22 protein-coding genes are annotated in these 18,524 nt (G+C 57.6%); 5 read left to right on the forward strand and 17 right to left on the reverse strand.

Translation table 11 applies throughout. The features are described from left to right. Positions 1-142: 142 nt before the first annotated feature. From ACW5W8_RS02615 to potA, 6 genes are all read right to left on the reverse strand, one after another. Positions 143-832: an RES family NAD+ phosphorylase gene (locus ACW5W8_RS02615; protein WP_498626268.1), complete on the reverse strand. Its 690-nt coding sequence runs from the start codon at positions 830-832 to the stop codon at positions 143-145. Continuing rightward, complete coding sequence (locus ACW5W8_RS02620) at positions 832-1,236, reverse strand: MbcA/ParS/Xre antitoxin family protein (protein ID WP_498626270.1); 405 nt, start codon at positions 1,234-1,236, stop codon at positions 832-834. Before ACW5W8_RS02620 ends, ACW5W8_RS02615 begins: the two co-directional genes overlap by 1 nt. A 61-nt stretch (positions 1,237-1,297) precedes the next feature. Continuing rightward, positions 1,298-1,684 (reverse strand): hypothetical protein, encoded by a 387-nt coding sequence (locus ACW5W8_RS02625; RefSeq protein WP_498626272.1) that lies wholly within the window; start codon positions 1,682-1,684, stop codon positions 1,298-1,300. An 81-nt stretch (positions 1,685-1,765) separates the two neighbouring features. Continuing rightward, positions 1,766-2,536: a spermidine/putrescine ABC transporter permease PotC gene (gene potC, locus ACW5W8_RS02630; RefSeq protein WP_005336644.1), complete on the reverse strand. Its 771-nt coding sequence runs from the start codon at positions 2,534-2,536 to the stop codon at positions 1,766-1,768. After that, positions 2,533-3,420: a spermidine/putrescine ABC transporter permease PotB gene (gene potB, locus ACW5W8_RS02635; protein WP_498626274.1), complete on the reverse strand. Its 888-nt coding sequence runs from the start codon at positions 3,418-3,420 to the stop codon at positions 2,533-2,535. The genes potC and potB overlap by 4 nt, the downstream gene beginning before the upstream one ends. Continuing rightward, complete coding sequence (potA, locus tag ACW5W8_RS02640; protein ID WP_498626275.1) at positions 3,407-4,510, reverse strand: spermidine/putrescine ABC transporter ATP-binding protein PotA; 1,104 nt, start codon at positions 4,508-4,510, stop codon at positions 3,407-3,409. Before potA ends, potB begins: the two co-directional genes overlap by 14 nt. 201 nt (positions 4,511-4,711) lie before the next feature. Between potA and ACW5W8_RS02645 the strand changes: the two genes are divergently transcribed. Further along, the gene (locus ACW5W8_RS02645; RefSeq protein ID WP_498626312.1) at positions 4,712-5,449 is read left to right on the forward strand and encodes a hypothetical protein; all 738 of its coding nucleotides are present in this window, start codon (positions 4,712-4,714) and stop codon (positions 5,447-5,449) included. Between the two features lie 16 nt (positions 5,450-5,465). After that, on the forward strand, positions 5,466-6,152 hold the full coding sequence (locus tag ACW5W8_RS02650) for a DUF2987 domain-containing protein (RefSeq protein ID WP_498626277.1): 687 nt from the start codon (positions 5,466-5,468) through the stop codon (positions 6,150-6,152). A 102-nt stretch (positions 6,153-6,254) separates the two neighbouring features. Here ACW5W8_RS02650 and ttcA read toward each other — a convergent pair whose 3' ends face one another. The 11 genes from ttcA to ccoN all read right to left on the reverse strand — a co-directional run bounded on the left by ttcA (position 6,255) and on the right by ccoN (position 16,487). Further along, on the reverse strand, positions 6,255-7,163 hold the full coding sequence (ttcA, locus tag ACW5W8_RS02655; RefSeq protein ID WP_005336634.1) for a tRNA 2-thiocytidine(32) synthetase TtcA: 909 nt from the start codon (positions 7,161-7,163) through the stop codon (positions 6,255-6,257). 74 nt (positions 7,164-7,237) lie between these two features. Then, a complete protein-coding gene (gene uspE / locus ACW5W8_RS02660) occupies positions 7,238-8,185 on the reverse strand; it encodes a universal stress protein UspE (RefSeq protein WP_498626278.1) in 948 nt (315 codons plus the stop codon). Between the two features lie 139 nt (positions 8,186-8,324). Continuing rightward, positions 8,325-9,080 carry a fumarate/nitrate reduction transcriptional regulator Fnr gene (gene fnr, locus ACW5W8_RS02665; RefSeq protein WP_498626280.1) on the reverse strand — a complete coding sequence of 252 codons (756 nt, stop codon included), beginning with the start codon at positions 9,078-9,080 and terminating at the stop codon, positions 8,325-8,327. Between the two features lie 68 nt (positions 9,081-9,148). Beyond that, complete coding sequence (locus ACW5W8_RS02670; RefSeq protein ID WP_139741216.1) at positions 9,149-9,835, reverse strand: sulfite exporter TauE/SafE family protein; 687 nt, start codon at positions 9,833-9,835, stop codon at positions 9,149-9,151. Further along, positions 9,819-10,007 carry a cbb3-type cytochrome oxidase assembly protein CcoS gene (ccoS, locus tag ACW5W8_RS02675; RefSeq protein ID WP_151286011.1) on the reverse strand — a complete coding sequence of 63 codons (189 nt, stop codon included), beginning with the start codon at positions 10,005-10,007 and terminating at the stop codon, positions 9,819-9,821. Before ccoS ends, ACW5W8_RS02670 begins: the two co-directional genes overlap by 17 nt. 138 nt (positions 10,008-10,145) lie before the next feature. Next, positions 10,146-12,530 (reverse strand): heavy metal translocating P-type ATPase, encoded by a 2,385-nt coding sequence (locus tag ACW5W8_RS02680; protein WP_498626282.1) that lies wholly within the window; start codon positions 12,528-12,530, stop codon positions 10,146-10,148. 86 nt (positions 12,531-12,616) lie between these two features. Then, positions 12,617-13,117: a FixH family protein gene (locus ACW5W8_RS02685; protein WP_498626283.1), complete on the reverse strand. Its 501-nt coding sequence runs from the start codon at positions 13,115-13,117 to the stop codon at positions 12,617-12,619. A gap of 140 nt (positions 13,118-13,257) precedes the next feature. After that, on the reverse strand, positions 13,258-14,241 hold the full coding sequence (gene ccoP, locus ACW5W8_RS02690; protein WP_498626285.1) for a cytochrome-c oxidase, cbb3-type subunit III: 984 nt from the start codon (positions 14,239-14,241) through the stop codon (positions 13,258-13,260). Continuing rightward, positions 14,241-14,420 carry a CcoQ/FixQ family Cbb3-type cytochrome c oxidase assembly chaperone gene (locus ACW5W8_RS02695; protein WP_005336620.1) on the reverse strand — a complete coding sequence of 60 codons (180 nt, stop codon included), beginning with the start codon at positions 14,418-14,420 and terminating at the stop codon, positions 14,241-14,243. The genes ccoP and ACW5W8_RS02695 overlap by 1 nt, the downstream gene beginning before the upstream one ends. An 11-nt stretch (positions 14,421-14,431) precedes the next feature. Further along, entirely contained in the window at positions 14,432-15,046 is a 615-nt protein-coding gene (gene ccoO, locus ACW5W8_RS02700; protein WP_042062345.1) for a cytochrome-c oxidase, cbb3-type subunit II, read from the reverse strand. 16 nt (positions 15,047-15,062) lie between these two features. Continuing rightward, positions 15,063-16,487: a cytochrome-c oxidase, cbb3-type subunit I gene (gene ccoN, locus ACW5W8_RS02705; RefSeq protein WP_498626286.1), complete on the reverse strand. Its 1,425-nt coding sequence runs from the start codon at positions 16,485-16,487 to the stop codon at positions 15,063-15,065. 281 nt (positions 16,488-16,768) lie between these two features. Here ccoN and ACW5W8_RS02710 point away from each other — a divergent pair, with 281 nt between their 5' ends. The 3 genes from ACW5W8_RS02710 (at position 16,769) to proQ (ending at position 18,523) form a co-directional block, all read left to right on the forward strand. Then, positions 16,769-17,230 (forward strand): hypothetical protein, encoded by a 462-nt coding sequence (locus ACW5W8_RS02710; protein ID WP_431362262.1) that lies wholly within the window; start codon positions 16,769-16,771, stop codon positions 17,228-17,230. Positions 17,231-17,323: 93 nt separating this feature from the next. Continuing rightward, positions 17,324-17,782 (forward strand): GAF domain-containing protein, encoded by a 459-nt coding sequence (locus tag ACW5W8_RS02715; protein WP_498626287.1) that lies wholly within the window; start codon positions 17,324-17,326, stop codon positions 17,780-17,782. 102 nt (positions 17,783-17,884) lie between these two features. Beyond that, a complete protein-coding gene (proQ, locus tag ACW5W8_RS02720) occupies positions 17,885-18,523 on the forward strand; it encodes an RNA chaperone ProQ (RefSeq protein WP_005351923.1) in 639 nt (212 codons plus the stop codon). Position 18,524 lies beyond the last annotated feature (1 nt).

Here is an 18,524-nt window from a genome sequence, read left to right on the forward strand (position 1 = left end):
AAAAAGCTCAGAATTAATCGGCTTTGGCCACCTTGTTATTCGCCCACATCCTAAGCCCCTCGGCCAAAAGCACGAGCCAACGGGCGCTGAGTTGGATGGGAGCGAATGGGGCCGCCGCAATTATTATCAATAAGACAGAGTTTTATTCCCCATATAGCTTAATTTCCAATACATTGGCGATGGCACTGCCATTCCAGTGGTATTCCAGATGCTGGGCTTGGTGGATCTTGGTGACCAAGCGTGGGCGATAGAGCACATGGCAGTTATGACCGCTGTGGCGCACAGAACGGTAGTGGATACCGTCCATCCCCTGGGTTTTCTGCTCATGGGCAAAAGCTTGGGATTGACCATAGTTGGTCGCGTGATAAAGCGGGGTGGAGAGAAATTCCGAGCGGGTAATATCGACCAGCTTGGCGTTGAACTCGGTATAAAGCACTCGCATTTGCACTTTCTGAGCAGGTTCGTTGGTGTAGCCGAATATTCGTTCCTGGTGATAGACCGTCTCTTTGATGGCAGTATCGAGCAGGGGAGCGCAGTAGTAACCGCCGAAATCGCCAGTGGTGAATCGGGCTCCTTCCGGGTTTATATGGGTAAAGGCGGCCATTACATAGCTGCTGCCATTTAGCCCCACCAACCAATCCTCTTTTGGTACCAACGACAGATCACCTGCCTCTGCATTCAACCGATCATTGGTCAGTGACTCGATGGCCCAGACGGCCTCCAGCTCGTCCGCATTGGCCACGTCTTCATAGAGGTCGATGGTGGGGTAGCGGCTTGGAATGATCCGATAGGCTCGCTCCCCCTTGAGTTCAATCAGTGGCGGCTCTTGCATCAGGCCATTCCCCCGCGCCAGGCATGCAGGCGGGTGGCCACTTCATACAAATCAGCCACGCGACCCGCATTCATAATGTCCATCGCGCTGCGCCCGGCAAAGAAGGGGTGGCTGTTGGGTTTACGCACCCAGCCGTAGATGCTGTCGTCGGCACTGAACAGCATCCTCAGACACTTATGGATATTGAGGATGTAGCTCATCCGTTCTTGCATATCCATGGTCAGACGGATCCCGCCGCTTGACTCTTTGTATTTGTTCAATGTTGAACGGGATGAAATGCCAAGAAGTTTCAGCTGTTCATCCGTATTGCAGTGCCATTTATCCAGAATACGGAATACCACAGGCAGTGCCTTGCTGGGGTCAATGGCACCATTTTTCAGGGCTTTTTGTGCAGTGTTGGCCATATGTCCTCCTGATGTAGCCTTCGCCAGACAGCTGTCTAGCGCGTGAAATGTTAACTTGAGTTTAGTGTAGAAGAAATGTGCATATATGTACACATATATACATACATATACATTTGAAGTTGGGCAGTTGGGCGCGATCCAGCGGCTGCAGCATCCCCTCTTTGGCCATTTTCGAGATGAAGTAGGTGCTGGGCACCACCACGTCATAGCCGTCGCCATGGGTTTTCAGCTTGGCGTAGAGGGTCTCGTTGGATTCGTAGGTGGAGTAGATCACCTTGATGCCGGTCTCTTGCTGGAACTGCTCCAGCAGGCCATCCGGCACATATTCCGACCAGTTGTAGAAGTAGACCACCTTGTCGCCGGCCGCGTGAGCGCTCTGGCTCAGCAGCGGGGTGGTGAGGGTGAGGGCGGCTGCCAGCAGGGCGCCGGCCTTGTGTTGGATTGTCATCAACAACTCCTTGGGGTTATGGGGCCTTGCGGCCCACCGTGACAGAGTTCGCCAAAGGTGGCGGGGACGAAACGGGCAGGGTCAACCCTGCCGTTTACGCAGTAACAGTTGCGCCAGCAGCACCATCCCGAGGGAGGCGACCAGCATCAGGGTGGCCAGGGCATTGACCTCGGGAGAGACCCCCACCTTGACCATGGAGTAGATCTTGAGTGGCAGGATCTCGTAGGCAGGGCCGGTCACAAAGGAGCTCACCACCACGTCGTCCAGCGACAGGGTAAAGGAGAGCAGCCAGCCCGCCATCACCGCCGGCAAGGCCAGCGGCAGTATGATGCGGCGCAGGATGATCCACTCGCCAGCCCCCAGATCCCGCGCTGCTTCCAGCATCCGCACATCAAAACCGCACAGCCGCGAGTAGACGGTGATCACCACGAACGGCAGGCAGAAGGTGATGTGGGCGATCAGTAGCGACCAGAAGCCCAGCGCAATGCCGGTCACCACAAACAGGGTCAAGAGTGAAATAGCCATCACAATATCGGGGGACATCATCACCACGAACAACATGCCGCTCACATACTGCTTGCCGCGAAAACGGTAGCGAAACAGCGCCACGGCGGTGAGGGTGCCGATCAGGGTGGCTGCGGTGGCGGTGAGGGCGGCGATGGTCAGGGAGTGCTGGGCCGCCTGCATCAGGCTGGCGCTGGCAAACAGCTTCTCATACCAGCCCAGGGTAAAGCCGCGCCAGTCGATGCCATATTTCGACAGGTTGAAGGAGTTGGCGATCAGCACCCCGATGGGCACATAGAGATAACCAAACACCAGCAGCAGGAACAGAGCTTTCAGTGCGCGCATCATGCCAGCTCCCCCTTCTTGCTCAATAGCTTGCCCGCCCGCCAGTAGCAGTAGACCAACAGCGCCATCAGCACCGTCAGCATCACGCTGATGGCCGCGCCAAAGGGCCAGTCACGGCTGTTGAGGAACTGGGTCTTGATCAGGTTGCCGATCAGCAGGTGCTTGGCGCCCCCCAGCAGATCGGAGACATAGAACATCCCCATGGCGGGCAGGAACACCAGCAGACAACCGGCGATGATGCCGGGCAGGGTGAGGGGCAAGATGATCCGCACCAGCCGCTGCCAGCCGTTGGCGCCCAGATCTCGCGCCGCCTCCAGTAAACGGCCATCCAGCTTCTCGATGCTGGAGTAGAGCGGCAGCACCATAAAGGGGAGCAGCACATAGACCAGCCCGATGATGACGGCCACTTCGGTATACATCATCTGCAGTGGCCGCTCGATAAGCCCCAGATCCAGCAGCCAGCCGTTGATCAATCCCCGGGTACCGAGCAGCACTTTCAACGCATAGGTGCGGATCAGGGAGTTGGTCCAGAACGGCACCACCACCAGAAACAGCAGCAACGGGCGGATGCGTGTTGGCAGATGAGCCAGCAGCCAGGCAAAGGGGTAGCCCACCAGCAGGCAGATAGCGGTGGCGAGCAGCGCTAGCCAGAGGGAGTGGAGCAGCACCTGAAAGTAGAGCGGGTCCAGCAGGCGGCCATAGTTGCTCAGGGTAAAGAGCGGCGCGATAAGTTCGGACTCATCACGGGTCAGGAAGCTGACGCCGATGATCATCAGGTTGGGCAGGAAGACAAACAGCGTCAGCCAGCCGAGGATCAGCGCGATGGCCGTGTTGCGAAAGCCGTTGTGGGCAAAGCTGTGCGCTACCCGCAGATTAGTGAGGCTCATAGGGCAGCACCACCTCCCAGCTGTCGACCCAGTGGATCGCCACCTCCTGACCGAGACGGTAGTCAAAGTCGGGGTCATCCTCGTCGAAGAACTCGGAGATAAGCAGCTGTTTGCCACTGTCGAGCTCGATCACCGAATCCAGCGTCGCCCCCTTGTAGTTGCGCTCGCGGATATTGCCCCGCAGCGCGCCGCTCTGATCGTCATCCTGATCGAGAATGCGCAGATCTTCCGGGCGTAGCAGCACCAGCACCTTGTCGTCTGGCTGGAACGGCAAGGCGGTATGGAGCAGGCACTCGCGCCCCTCTACCTCGGCCTGCCAGATGCCGGGTTCGCGCTGGCTGATCAGTTTGCCATCCATCACGTTGATCTCGCCGATAAAGCGGGCCACGAACAGATTGGCTGGCGATTCGTAGATATCGCGCGGCGTGCCACGCTGGATGATTTGGCCCCCCTCCATCACCAGGATGCGATCAGACATGGTGAGTGCCTCTTCCTGATCATGGGTGACGAAGACAAAGGTGATGCCAAGGCGACGTTGCAGCGCCTTGAGCTCGCTCTGCATCTGTTTGCGCAGCTTGTAGTCGAGCGCAGAGAGGGATTCGTCGAGCAGCAGCAGGCGGGGCTTGTTGACCACGGCGCGGGCGATGGCGACCCGTTGCTGCTGGCCGCCGGAGAGCTGATCCGGGCGGCGATTGGCGAGCTCGGTGAGCTGCACCATGGCCAGCGTCTCCTCTACCCGCTGGCGGATCTCGCTGGCGGGTACCTTCTGCATCTCAAGGCCAAAAGCGACATTCTCAAACACCGTCATATGGGGAAAGAGCGCATAGCTCTGAAATACGGTGTTGATGTGCCTGTGTTCGGCGGGGATATGAGTGATCTCGTCTGCGCCCAGGTGGATGGTGCCACCATCGGCCGACTCAAGCCCGGCCAGCAGGCGCAGCAGGGTGGTCTTGCCACAGCCGGAAGGGCCCAGCAGGGTAAGAAATTCACCATCGTAGATTTCAAGGTCAAGGTCACTCAGGATCACCTTGCCATCGTATTTTTTGCTGATCTTGTTCAGCGCGACAATTACCTGTGGATTGTTCATCATCCGCCAGTCTCACCCCAGCCAGTGGCCATCGTGTTGAAAGAGGGCCGCATTCTATGCAGCCGACACATGAAATTAAAGGTTTTTTGGCCCGAATTAGCCGCAAGTGCGCAGGAAAAACGGCTACGAATAGCAGACCAAATCGCTATAATGTGCCACCTGATTTGGTCGTTTTCGATATTGGATAGTCAATTGAGTAATAAAATGCGTATTGGCGGCTCCCTTGAGCAGTCTCTGAACCAGGGCTACCGCCTTGATCTGAAAGGGGTCATCCAGGAGGGATGGCAACAGACTCGCCGTACCGGATTTGGCCTGCTGCTGGCTATTGTCGGGGTGACGGCGATCTGGATCCTGTTTAGCAATGTGCTGCTGTTGCCCTATCTGGGGGATGACAGCCAGATGAATGTGGCCATGGTGCTGAGTCTGCTGATGGCGGTGGTGATGGCCCCCATGACCAGCTCGCTCGATATGCTGGGGTTGCAGCAGTCGGTCGGGGTGCGTGCCCGCGCCAACCAGGTGTTCGACTTCTTCCGCCACTTTGTACGCCTCGGCATGTTGAGCCTGCTTGGCAGTCTGCTCACCAGCCTGTTTGGCCCACTATTCGATCTGCTGGGATTGCCCGCCGTACTCTCTTTCATCCCCTCGGCCCTAATCGGCATGGGGCTGCTCTTTACCGTACCTCTGGTGCTGGAGCGCGGCCTGACGCCGCCTCAGGCCATTGTGGTCTCTCTCAAGCTCTTCGCACGCGGCTGGCCCAGCATTGTGCTGTTCCACGGCGTGATGACAGCGCTCTTCTTCCTGGCTCTGATCCCCATGGGGTTGGGGCTTATCTGGGTGGCACCGCTCTATTTCAACTGCAAGGGGATCCTCTATCGGGATCTCTGCGGCGTGGCAGTAGAGGTTAACGAGGTGACAGAAGGCCCCAACCATTTCAATGCATGATGCAAAAGGACGTTGAATGACCCGTCGATATGGAGTGACCAAGGCTGTGTGCCAGAGTCTGCTGGCCACGCTCTTGCTGCCAGGGCTGGCGCTGGCTGAGCCGGTGCTGGATCTGCAATACAGCACCTTCTACAGCCAGATGAAGACCTTTGCCAAAGGGGAGTTTGGTCACGCCAGACTGGGGTTTTATCTGACCGATCCGCAAAATGGTCAGCGCTGCGGCCTCACCTTTGCCCGGGTTGCAACCGACAGCAAGGAGGTCGCGGGCGAGGTAACGGTCGATAGCGAACTGCGCCTGCCTTTTGATGAGGATCTCAACCTCGACAAGGGGATCGTGACCGTCGGCCTGAAAGAAGAGCACGCCACTTGCGATATGACGGTGCAGGTGATGGCCGACGCACCGAACGGGCCCGAGCTTCAACTGGCCGAGCTGGCGGCCCGTCAGCAGCAGATGCAGTCGCTGCTCGACAAGATGGCGGGCATGGTCGGCAAGCACTTCCTGCCGAAGATGGAAGGGGTACGCATTACCCTGGTGCAGCAGAGCGGCACTGCTTATCTGATTGATGGCGCCCGTCAGGAGGCGCTGCCCTGGCAGGAAGGCCACCTGCTGCTGAGCAATGAGCAACTGGCCGCGTTCGCGACCGGGCAACTGCGCTTGCAGGGTGAGGTGCTGCGGTTGACCCCCTGGCTGCACAAAGGCTGAGGCCGGTGGTGCTGTCACCGCAGTAACAGGCCAGTCCAGAAAGCAAAAAGGAGCGATGATCGCTCCTTTTTTATTGCGTGGCGTTTGCCCTGTGAGCGCGGCTTAGCGCACTTCAATCACATCCAGCATGTCCATCTCGTCGATATCCAGCAGCGGCGCCTTTGGCATCTCGGGCGGATCAAACGCCTTGTCGCCGCCATCTATGATGCCGGAGTCGCGGTTGATGCTCTTGAAGTCAAACAGCTTGTGGTCGAGCAGATGGCTCGGGATCACGTCCTGAATGGCGGTGAACATGGTTTCGATACGACCGGGGAAGCGGCGATCCCAATCCTGCATCATCTGCTTGATGGCCTGACGCTGCAGGTTCTCCTGCGAGCCGCACAGGTTGCACGGAATGATGGGGAAGGCTTTGACGTCTGCGTAGCGGATCAGATCCTTCTCTTTGCAGTAGGCCAGCGGGCGGATCACCACGTTCTTGCCATCGTCGCTCACCAGCTTGGGCGGCATGGACTTGAGCTTGCCACCGTAGAACATGTTGAGGAACAGGGTCTCGAGGATGTCGTCGCGGTGGTGGCCAAGGGCAATCTTGGTGCAACCCAGCTCCTGGGCGGTGCGGTAGAGAATACCGCGGCGCAGCCGTGAGCAGAGTGAGCAGGTAGTTTTGCCTTCCGGTACCTTCTCTTTGACGATGGAGTAGGTATCTTCCTCGACGATCTTGTACTCGATGCCGAGGGAATCCAGATACTCGGGCAGCACATGCTCGGGGAAACCGGGCTGCTTCTGATCCAGGTTGACGGCAACCAGATCGAAATGGATGGGGGCGCTGGCTTTGAGGCTCATCAGTATGTCGAGCATACCGAAGCTGTCCTTGCCGCCGGAGAGGCAGACCATGACCTTGTCGCCCTCTTCAATCATGTTGAAGTCGGCAATGGCCTGACCCACGTTGCGCCGCAGGCGCTTCTGCAGTTTGTTAAAACTGTATTTTTCTTTGGCGTTCAGCTCTTCTAGCATGCTCGTAAAACCCGGGACACAAATAAGCGCGTTATTATAGCTATGTCCCGGGGGAGGGCAAGGTGCCAGGCACCTTATGATTGATTGCGACGACTGTCGACCGGGCAGCTGTAGTCCGCCGGTTTGAGGATCAGGATGTCGCAGGAGAGGCGGTCAATCACATGTTCGGCAGTATTGCCGAGCAAAGCGGCAGAAAGACCGGTACGGCCGACGCAGCCCATGATCATCAAGGTCGCCTTGAGCTCTTCGGCCATATCCGGCAACACCTCTTCCGGTAGTCCTTCAGCTACCCGGGTCCAGAGATGACCGATCCCGAACTTGTCGGCATGGCTGAGCAGCAGGCTTTCGTGGTGTTTGCGGATCGCCTCGTTGTAGGCGTTGGGATCAAACTCCGGCAGCTCGATGGCCACGTTGACCGGGGTGCCCGGGTAGGTGTTGACCAGATAGAGGTTGGAGCCCAGCAGCTCGGCGATGTCGCTCCCCTCCTGGGTGATCCGTTCGTTCAGCACTTTCTGGTCCGGATCGTCGCTTGAGCAGTTGATGGCAGCGATGATGTTGCCGCCCCGTTGCCAGTGACCCTCCTTGACCAGCAGCACCGGACAGGGGCATTTGCGCAGCAGGTGCCAGTCGGTGGGGGTAAAGATGAAGGTTTGCAGGAAGCTGTGATGGTGAGTGGCTTTGACCACCAGATCGTGGCGCTGCTCCAGCACTTCCTGAATGACACACTCGAAGGGGCGATTGTGCCAGACCACTTTCACTTCGCACTCGATCCCCTTTGCCCGATAGGGGGTCAGGATCTCGTCCAGCCACTCACGTCGCTGTGAAATGACGCCGTCGCGCATCTCTTGCCGCTCGTCCACCGAGAGCATGGCGGTCATTTCATACGAGAAGTCATAGATGGTGAGCAGCAGGGTCAGATGGGCGTTTTCGTCCAGCTCGGCGACTTTGACTGCCCGTTCGAGGGCGATTTGACGCTCCTCTTCTGGATTGATAACCACCAGAATATTCTGATATTTGACCATCTTCTCCTCCTTGGAAAAGTCCAATGACAGCAGAATCTTAGCCATTACAGCTTAGCGCAGGACGAGGGTATGGGGAACGTACCGGATCACATTCCAGAGGAAAGGATCCGGCAGGGAAAGCGGGGTTTAAGACGTGTGCTCAGCCACAGGCTGGTCGGGTTGCACCGGCCATTATGCCCAAGGCACCCTGATCCAGCACGGTAATGTATTTGCCTTTGACACTGATAAGCCCTGACTTCTGGAAACGGCCGAGCAGACGACTGATGGTCTCGACGGTCAATCCCAGGTAGTTGCCGATATCGCCACGGGTCATGGAGAGACGGAACTCCTTGGCGGAGAAGCCGCGCTCGGAGAAGCGTACCGACAGGTTGTGCAGGAAGGCGGCGAGGCGCTCTTCGGCATTTTTCTTGGAGAGCAGCAGGATCATCTCCTGATCGCCCATGATTTCGTTGCTCATCAGACGCATGATCTGCTGACGCAGCTTGGGCATCTTGCCGGAGAGATCGTCGAGCACTTCAAACGGGATCTCGCACACCATGGCGGTTTCCAGCGCCTGGGCGAAGGAGGGGTGTGCCTGTTTGTGGATGGCATCGAAACCGACAAGATCTCCCGCGAGGTGGAACGCGGTGATCTGCTCATCCCCTTGCTCGGTGATGGTGTAAGACTTGATGGTCCCGGAACGGATGGCATAGAGCGATTTGAACTCATCGCCAGCCTTGAACAGCTCTTCACCTTTCTGGATCGGCTTCTTGCGCTCGATGATGCTGTCAAGCTGATCGAGCTCGTTGTCGTTCAGAGTGAAGGGAATACAGAGCTGACTGATGCTGCAATCCTGGCAATGAATTGCACAGCCACCGCTCTGGATACGTCTGCCAGGTTTCTTTTCCGGGATCATAGGCTCATACGAATAATTGATTTATATCAAACAAGTTTACCATCAACTCATCCGTTTTGGATAGGGTTTCAAAAGGAAGCAATGCCAATCCACAGGGTATGTACCCCGAACAAAATGAGCAGCAGGGCACCACCAAGGCGCAAACTGCGCAGGGTGAGCCAGTATCTCAGGCGATCAGCAAGCCCCCCGAGCGCGAACAAGGTGGGCAGGGTGCCGAGACCAAAAAAGAGCATGATCAGCGCACCACCACTGGCCGAACCGGCCGCCGCGCTCCAGGTCAACATGGAGTAGACCAGCCCGCAGGGGAGCCAACCCCACACCATGCCAAAGGGCAGTGCCTGCACAGGCGAGGTGAAGGGGAGAAACTTGCCCGCCAGCGGTTTGATACGGGGCCAAAGTCTGGCGCCGAGCCGCTCCAGCAGCAAGATCCCTTGCCACCAGCCCGCTAGATAGAGACCAAGCGCAATCATCAATAGCGCTGCCACCAGACGCAAGCCGGCGATGGCGTGTTTGCCTGCGCCCAGCTCGCTGGTGGTGGCGAGCAGGCCGCCCACTAGTGCACCTGCAATCACATAGCTCAGGATCCGGCCGAGGTTGTAGTTGAGCAGATAGGCAAGCCGCCCCCAGAAGTGTTGCTTGTTGGCTGGGATCGCCATGGAGAGCGCGGCGGAGACGCCACCGCACATGCCGATGCAGTGGGCAGAGCCTGCCAGTCCGACCAGCAGGGCGCCGGCCAGATCAAGGTTGTGAGTCATGGTCAGCAGGCTTTGCGGGTTTGTGGGCAGGTTGCTCTTCGTCAAACAGGATGTTGGAACCCTGCCGGTCGAGATCTTCAAACTGCTCGGAGCGAATGGCCCAGAAGAAGACGACCCCGGCGATGATCACAAACAGGATGGCGATGGGGATCAGGACAAAAATTATATTCATGAGAGGTACCTTGGCGTTCATCCTTGGCAAGCGTCCCCTATGGTAACCCTGTTCGGGCAGGGGGCCAGCCGCTATCAGTGAGAAATGTGGTCTGCATCGGAGGCAGGCCACATTTTCAGCTATTTTCCGCCACCGGTCTTATCGGTTGAGGCGCATGGAGTTGGTTACCACGATGAGGGAGCTGAGCGACATGCCCGCCGCCGCCAGATAGGGGGGCAGCCAGCCGCAGGCTGCCAGCGGCAGCACCAGCAGGTTGTAACCGATGGACCAGGCGAAGTTCTCGATGATGATCTTGCGGGTACGCATTGCCAGCACTCTGGCCTCAAGCAGTCGGCTCAGGTCATCGGCCAGCAGGATGGCATCGGCGCTGTTTTTCGCCAGATCGGTGCCACCGGCCATGGCGAACGAGACGTGCGCCCCGGCCAGTACCGGCGCGTCGTTGATGCCATCGCCCACCATGATGCTGATATCCCCCTGGGCTTCCCGGGCCTTGAGGTAGGCCAGCTTGCCATCGGGCGAGACCCCCTTGACCAGCTCATCCACGCCCAGCTCGCGGGCAATCTCGTCTGCCTGCAAAGAGCTGTCGCCAGTCAGCACGGTAGTTTGCAGACCGGCCGCCTTGAATGCCGCGATCAGCGCCCTGGCATCGGGGCGCAGGGTATCTTCCAGATTGAAGCGGGCCAAGACCAGCTGCTCGTCGGCCAGATAGATAGCCAGACCGCGGCCGCGTTCTTGCGCCGGATCCAGCCCAAGCCAGCGGGCACTGCCGATGCGGTAGCGTACGCCATCCACCAGCGCTGTGATGCCGTGACCGATGACCGGGGTGATCTCGCGGGCGGATGGCAGCACACTGATACTGTCGGCGGGCAGCCGGAAGGCGCGGGCTATGGGGTGCTCGGATTGCGCCTCCATAGCCCGGGCGATGGCGAGGCATTGCGTTTCGTCCATCTCTGCCAAGGTGGTGGTGCCTGTCAGACTGATCTCACCTGTGGTCAGGGTACCGGTCTTGTCCATCACGATCCTGTTTGCCTTGGTCAGTACGTCCAGCACGTGACCACGGCGCAGCAGAATGCCGTTACGGGTCAGATTGGCGGTGGCCGAGGTCAGCGCCGTCGGGGTGGCCAGAGAAAGGGCACAGGGGCAGGTGGCAACCAGCACGGCGAGGGTGACCCAGAATGCCTGATCCGGTTGATGGAAGTGCCAGAAGGTCCAGACCGCAGCGGCAATGATCAGCAGCACCAGAATAAAGTGGCGCGACAGTTGATCCGCCATCTGGGCGATGGCCGGTTTGTCATCGAGGGCATGATCCTGCAGCCGCATGATCTGGGCGATCCGAGACTCTTCAATACGGTGGCTGACCCGGATCTGCAGCGGCGCATCCGTGTTGATGGTGCCGGCATAGACCTGATCTCCGCGCTGTTTGAGCAGGGGCAGCTGTTCACCGGTCAGCATGGATTCGTTGATGCTGGTTTGTCCTTCGACAATGATGCCGTCCGCTGGCAAGGTGGCACCGGCCAGTACCCGAACCCGATCGCCGACCTGCAAGGTCTTGGCTGCCACTTCACGTTCCCCTTCATCATCGAGGCGGGTCGCCATGATGGGCACCAGCCGCGCCAGGTTGGAGCTCGACTCCGACGCCTTGCGTCGGGCCCGCAATTCGAGAAAGCGCCCCAGCAGCAGGAAGAAGACGAACATGGTGATGGAGTCGTAATAGACCTCACCGGTATTGAACACGGTGGCCCACATGGAGGCGATAAAGGCGCCAATCAGCGCCAGCGACACCGACACATCCATCGACAGGTGACCCTGTTTCAGGCTGCGCCAGGCACCCACGTAAAAGGGCTGGGCCGAGTAGATCATGATGGGGGTGGAGAGCAGCAGGCTTATCCACTTGAAGTAGACCATGAACTCATCTTCAACGCTGATGAAGAGATCCATATAGAGGGCCACGGCGCACATCATCACCTGCATTGAGCCCAGCCCCGCCAGTGCCAGCCGGAACATATAGCTGCGCACCTCTTTGGCGTAGAGCGCCTCCTGTTGATGGGTCTGGAACGGGTAGGCGCGATAGCCGATCTGGGCGAATCCCTTGAGGATGTCACTCAGGGAGAGCTGGTCCGGATCCCACTTGATGCGGGCCCGGTGGGTGGTGGTGTTGACATTGATGTAGCGCAGGCCGCCAAGGGTCATAAGGTGGCGCTCGATAAGCCAGGCACAGGCGGCGCAGGTTAGCCCTTCTACTGTCAGCTGGATTTCGCGAAGGGTACCGTTGTCGGTGACAAAATCCTGTTGTACTTCTGCCAGATCGTAGTGGGTGAGGGCGGCCAGCTCCTCGGGCACCAGATCGCCCTTGGTGCCGGGAGCGGTGCGGTGATCGTAGTAACTGGCGAGGCCGCACTCCATGATGGTTTCTGCCACCGCCTGACAACCGGGGCAGCACATGGGGCGAACAATCCCCTTTATCTCGAGGGAATAGCCACTATTGGCGGGTACCGGCTCGCCACAGTGAAAGCAGGGGGTCATGCTTTATGTCCCCCTGAATGCAGAATGCAAGCAGCAAGGGCGCTGGCGAGCACCGGCTCGCCACAGTGAGAACAGCCGGTCATGGCTTAGCGTCCTTTCGGGTCGAGTTCGACAGGGGACAGGGTGGGCAGCTGGACGGTCTCTTGCAATCGCCACTGGTGATCGAAAGCATCGACCCGAATGTGCCACTTGCCGACCAGCGGCTTGTCGAAATGGAGGCGATAAGTGCCGCTCGCATCGGCGGTGATCATGTGTTCGCTGTCCTGACCGGCCAAGGTCGGGTGAAACAATGAGAGATAGAGAGCTTGCCCAGCGGGAATATCGCCGCTGATGGGTTTGAGGGTCAGCTCGTTGCCGTCAACCTCCAGCCCAAAGCGGATATTGAGGGCTTCGGAGCGGTCAAACTTGCTCAAGTCCTGATTGATCTCTTTCCCTTGTTTGTAATAGTCCTCGGCCACCAGATTGACCCCATCCTTGCTGGCGATGATGGCGGTGGCGATGCTGCCGACAACGGCGGCAGTGGGGAGGGCGATGATAAACCAGGGCCAGAATTGGCGATACCACGGTTTGGATAGAGGTTGGGTCATGATTGCTACTGCCATGAAACGAATGATTAACGTGGAAGATGGTTTTTACGCAACACAAGATAACAAAAAGCCTCGAGGAGTCGAGGCTTTTTGCTGTGTAATCACGTGTTTATCACATGTTACAACGTTACGGGCGAACCTTATTTGGCAGACTGTTGATGAGACAGGCTGTAAACGTAGGAGGCCAGCAGGTGAACCTTGTCCTCACCCAGAATATCTTTCCAGGCTGGCATCACGCCGTGACGACCGTGGGTGATGGTTTGCACCACCACTTCGCGGGAGCCACCGTAGAGCCAGGTGTTGTTGGTGAGATCTGGCGCACCGACGGCGATACCGCCCTTGGCATCGGCCCCGTGGCAAGCTGCGCAGATGGCGAAGCGTGCTTCACCTTTCTTCGCTTCCACCAGGTCGACCTTGCGACCGGAGAGGCTCAGCACATAGGAGGCCACTTCCTGAACGCCATCTTTGCCGAGGATTTCACCCCAGGCAGCCATGATCCCCTGACGACCGCCCATGATGGTGGTCTTGATTTGATCAGGCTGGCCGCCCCATTGCCATTCGCTGTCGGTCAGGTTCGGGAAGCCGCGGCCACCACGGGCATCGGAGCCGTGGCACTGGGAGCAATTCTGCAGGAACAGACGCTGACCCACTTTCAGGGCTTCCGGATCCTTGGCGATCTCGGTGATGGCACGATAGGTTTTGCCATCCGCTTCATAGGTGAGTTCACGGAACTTGGCGCCGTAGATCTCGTCAGCCTTGGCGACCTCGCGGTCATACTCCACCGCGCGACCTTCGGCCTTGGCCGATGCGGTCGCTGCCTTGGACTCGGCCAGTGAGCGCACGTCCTGGTTGGAACTTTGCCAGCCCAGCACACCTTTCCAATTACCCAGACCCGGGAAGGCGACCAGGTAGACCAGACCGGTGACGATGAAGAAGAGGAACATGTAAGTCCACCACTTCGGCAGCGGGTTGTTGATCTCCTCGATGCCATCGAAGGAGTGACCCATCGATTTGCCTTCTTCCACACCCATCTTGTCCTTGCGGCACCACATCAGCAGCAAGAAGCAGCCGAGGATGGTTCCCAGACTGATGACAGTCACAAAAATGCTAAACAGAGTGCTCATTATTGTTTCGCTCCTGCGTTCTTTTTATCAGCACCGGGTTGCTCATCATCGGCAAAAACCAGATTGGCAGCCTCGTCGAAAGAGGTCTTGCGGCGTTTGCTGTAGGCCCAGACGATGATGCCAATCATGATGGCCATCAACAGCAGGGTATACAGACCGCGAAATGTGCCGTAATCCATCTTGAGACTCCTTATTTCAGCGCATGGCCCAGTGACTGGAGGTAAGCGATGAGTGCTTCAAGCTCGGTCTTGCCTTTGACCGCTTCCCCGGCACCCTGAATATCGGCGTCGGTATAGGGCACACCGAAGTGATCGCGGAACAGCGCCAGCTTCTTGGCTGTCATCTCGCCGGTCAGCACGTTGGTGTCAAGCCAGGGGTAACCGGGCATGTTGGATTCCGGTACCACATCGCGCGGATTGATCAGGTGAGCGTGGTGCCAGGCATCGGAGTAACGACCGCCAACACGGGCCAGATCCGGACCAGTACGCTTGGAGCCCCACAGGAAGGGGTGCTCCCATACGCTCTCGCCTGCGACCGAATAGTGACCGTAACGTTCGGTTTCGGCACGGAACGGACGGATCATCTGGCTGTGGCAGTTGGTGCAGCCTTCGCGGATGAAGATGTCGCGCCCTTCCATCTGCAGAGCGGTGTAGGGCTTGAGGCCCTCCACCGGCTCGGTGGTTTGCTTTTGGAAGAACAGCGGGGTGATTTCAACCAGGCCCCCCAGACTGATGGCGAAGATGATGCCGACCACCAGCATGGGAACGCTTTTTTCAAATATTTCGTGACGGTTATTGTTGCTCATGGGTTGACCTCTTCAATCAGGCTGGCTGGGCGACAGGTTCCAGAGAACCTTTGGGCGCAGTGATGGTGCGATAGGCGTTGTAAGCCATCAGCAACATGCCGGTGACGAAGAAGCAGCCTCCCAGGAAGCGCACGAAATAGAAGGGATAGGATGCCTGCAGCGCTTCAACGAAGCTGTAGGTCAGGGTGCCGTCTTCGTTGACTGCACGCCACATCAGGCCCTGCATCACGCCGGAAATCCACATGGCAACGATGTAGAGCACGGTGCCCACGGTCGCCAGCCAGAAGTGAACGTTGATCAGCTTGACGCTGTACATCCGGCCCTGGTCGAACAAGTTCGGGATCAGGTGATAGACAGCACCGATGGAGACCATGGCAACCCAGCCCAGCGCACCGGAGTGAACGTGACCAACGGTCCAGTCGGTGTAGTGGGAGAGGGCGTTGACGGTTTTGATCGCCATCATCGGGCCTTCGAAAGTCGACATGCCGTAGAAAGACAAAGAAACGATCAGAAAGCGCAGGATCGGGTCATAACGCAGTTTGTGCCAGGCACCGGAGAGGGTCATGATGCCGTTGATCATGCCGCCCCAGGAAGGTACGAACAGGATCAGGGACATCACCATGCCGAGGGACTGAGCCCAGTCAGGCAGTGCGGTGTAGTGCAGGTGGTGCGGACCGGCCCAGATATAGAGGGAGATCAGCGCCCAGAAGTGCACGATGGAGAGGCGATAGGAGTAAACCGGACGACCTGCCTGCTTGGGCACGAAGTAGTACATCATCCCCAGGAAGCCGGCGGTCAGCAGGAAGCCTACCGCGTTGTGGCCATACCACCACTGCACCATGGCGTCCATGGCGCCGGAGTACATGGAGTAGGACTTCATGCCGGAGAGCGGCACTTCCATGTTGTTGACGATGTGCAGCACCGCAACGGTGATGATGAAGGCGCCGAAGAACCAGTTCGCCACATAGATGTGGGAGGTGGTGCGCTTCACCAGGGTGCCGAAGAAGACGATGGCATAGGCGACCCATACTACAGTGATGGCGATATCAATCGGCCACTCCAGCTCGGCATACTCTTTGGCAGAGGTGTAACCCAGCGGCAGAGAGATGGCGGCAGAGAGAATGATTGCTTGCCAGCCCCAGAAGACGAAGGTTGCCAGCGGGCCACCAAACAGTCTGGTTTGACAGGTGCGCTGCACCACGTAGAACGAGGTGGCCATCAGTGCGCTGACGCCGAAGGCGAAGATCACTGCGTTGGTATGGAGGGGCCGCAGACGACTGTAAGTCAGCCACGGAGTCTCGAAGTTGAGGGCAGGCCAGATCAACTGGGCTGCGATCAGTACGCCAACCGACATGCCGACAATTCCCCAGACAATCGTCATGACGGTAAACTGGCGAACAACGGTGTAGTTGTACTCAGGATGGTTAGTTGTATGGCTCATCGTTATATTCCGCTTCCGATGCTGCTGTTGTTTGGTTTTGTATCCGGAGAACCGGACTGGCTTCATCAGCCACCGCCGACCAGTTGTTAACATCTGTTAACGAAAGGAAAAGCAAAAGATGGCTAAATGAAAACTTCATGGGAATGATACTGAACTGACAGGTAAAATAACAGTATAAACAGTGATATATTTGGCTCCGTCCGGTCTCGTTATGGCGGTTTTTTACCTTGTTCGAGATCACAAAAAACTATTTTAATTGCATCTTAATCGGGCTGTTTTTGATGAAAGAGAGACTTACCGCACGTAAAGTTTTGCACCTCGCTCTGGTGCTGGCGTTGTTGCTGGCGTTGATTGCCTATCGCACCTGGTTTTCGGCCGATAGCAGCGTGCCCGCAGGCCAGACAAAAGATCAGATTTGTGATCTTTCCCACACCCCTTGCAGTGCGCTGATTGGTGACAAGCCGCTCACCGTGGCCATCAAGGAATTACCGCTGCGCGCCGAACATGATTTTGCCATCGCTATTACCGGCGGCGATCCGTCCATCAAACCGGTGAAAGCGATACTCGAAGGCAAAGATATGTTTATGGGCACCATTCCGGTGAGCTTTGAACAAATAGACGGACAGTGGCAGGGGGTGACCCAGGTGGGGAGCTGTACGTCACCCGTCATGGTCTGGCTGTTAAATATCGAGTGGAGTAATGGTCAACGCCAGCAATTGGCGCTTTCCGTTGCCCGGGAATAACGGCGCAAGGGGTGGGGAGTGGAAAAAATATTTGAAATTTCCCGGACAGGCGTTACCTTCCCCAAACCATCAGGGAGTGAAGCTCATTTAATCATGATTGAAAAACAACCGTTTTATTGCACCCTCAACCAGCAGGTCAAGGCGCTGCTGGAGGGAGAAACCGATCTGATTGCCAATCTGGCCAACCTGTCTGCGTTGCTGAATCAGGAGCTGACGGAGATCAACTGGGTCGGTTTTTATCTGTTGCAGGGCGAGACCCTGGTATTGGGGCCGTTTCAGGGCAAACCGGCCTGCGTGCGGATCCCGGTCGGCCGCGGGGTGTGTGGTACGGCAGTGGCAGAGGGCAAGACCCAGCTCATTGACGATGTTCACCAGTTCGACGGTCACATCGCCTGCGATGGCGCCAGCAACTCGGAAATCGTGATCCCGGTGCGCCGTGGTGGCGAGATCATCGGGGTGCTCGATATCGACAGTCCGATTTTTAACCGTTTCGACCAGCAAGACCGGTTTGGCCTCGAAGAAACGGTGCAAATTTTGGAAAGCATGCTCTAAGTCATTGCTAGATGGTTCGCAAAAGGCCCCAAGCTCTTTATAATGGGGCCTTTGTTGTGCTCGGGATGTGCCCGTGCGTTTATATGAAAGCCAAGGTTATACATGGAAAACACTGAGAAGCTGAAGAACAGTAAAGAGATCGTTGCCTACCTGGTCGAGAAATTCCCGGCCTGCTTCGTTGCTGAAGGAGAGGCCAAGCCGCTCAAGATTGGCATCTTCCAGGATTTGGCCGAGCGTCTTGCTGACGATGCCAGAGTCTCCAAGACCATGCTGCGTTCCGCACTGCGTCAATACACCTCCAGCTGGCGCTACCTGCACGGTCTCAAAGCTGGCCAGGCTCGCGTTGATCTGGATGGCAACCCGGGCGAGCTGCTGACCGAAGAGCACATCGAGCACGCCAAGCAAGCTCTGAAAGAGAGCAAAGAGCGCGTATTCGCCAGCCGTCGTACCAATACCAAAGAGAAGGATGAGAAGGCCAAGAAGCCCCGTCGTCCTGCTGTGCGCAAAACCGAGAAAGCTGATGTAGCTGCCAAGCCGAAAGCTGCCGCCAAGGCACCGGTCGCTGACGCTCCGCTGGTTAAAGTGGATGCCGCTACGCTGAAAGTGGGCCAGGATGTGCGCGTCGTTATGGGTAAATTCCCGGTTCCGGCAACCATCAAGGAAGTAACCAAGGACGATGTACAGGTCCAACTGCAGACCGGCATGATGGTGCGGGTCAAATCAGAGCACTTGGTTCTCTAAG

This window comes from Aeromonas aquatilis, from assembly GCF_054052405.1.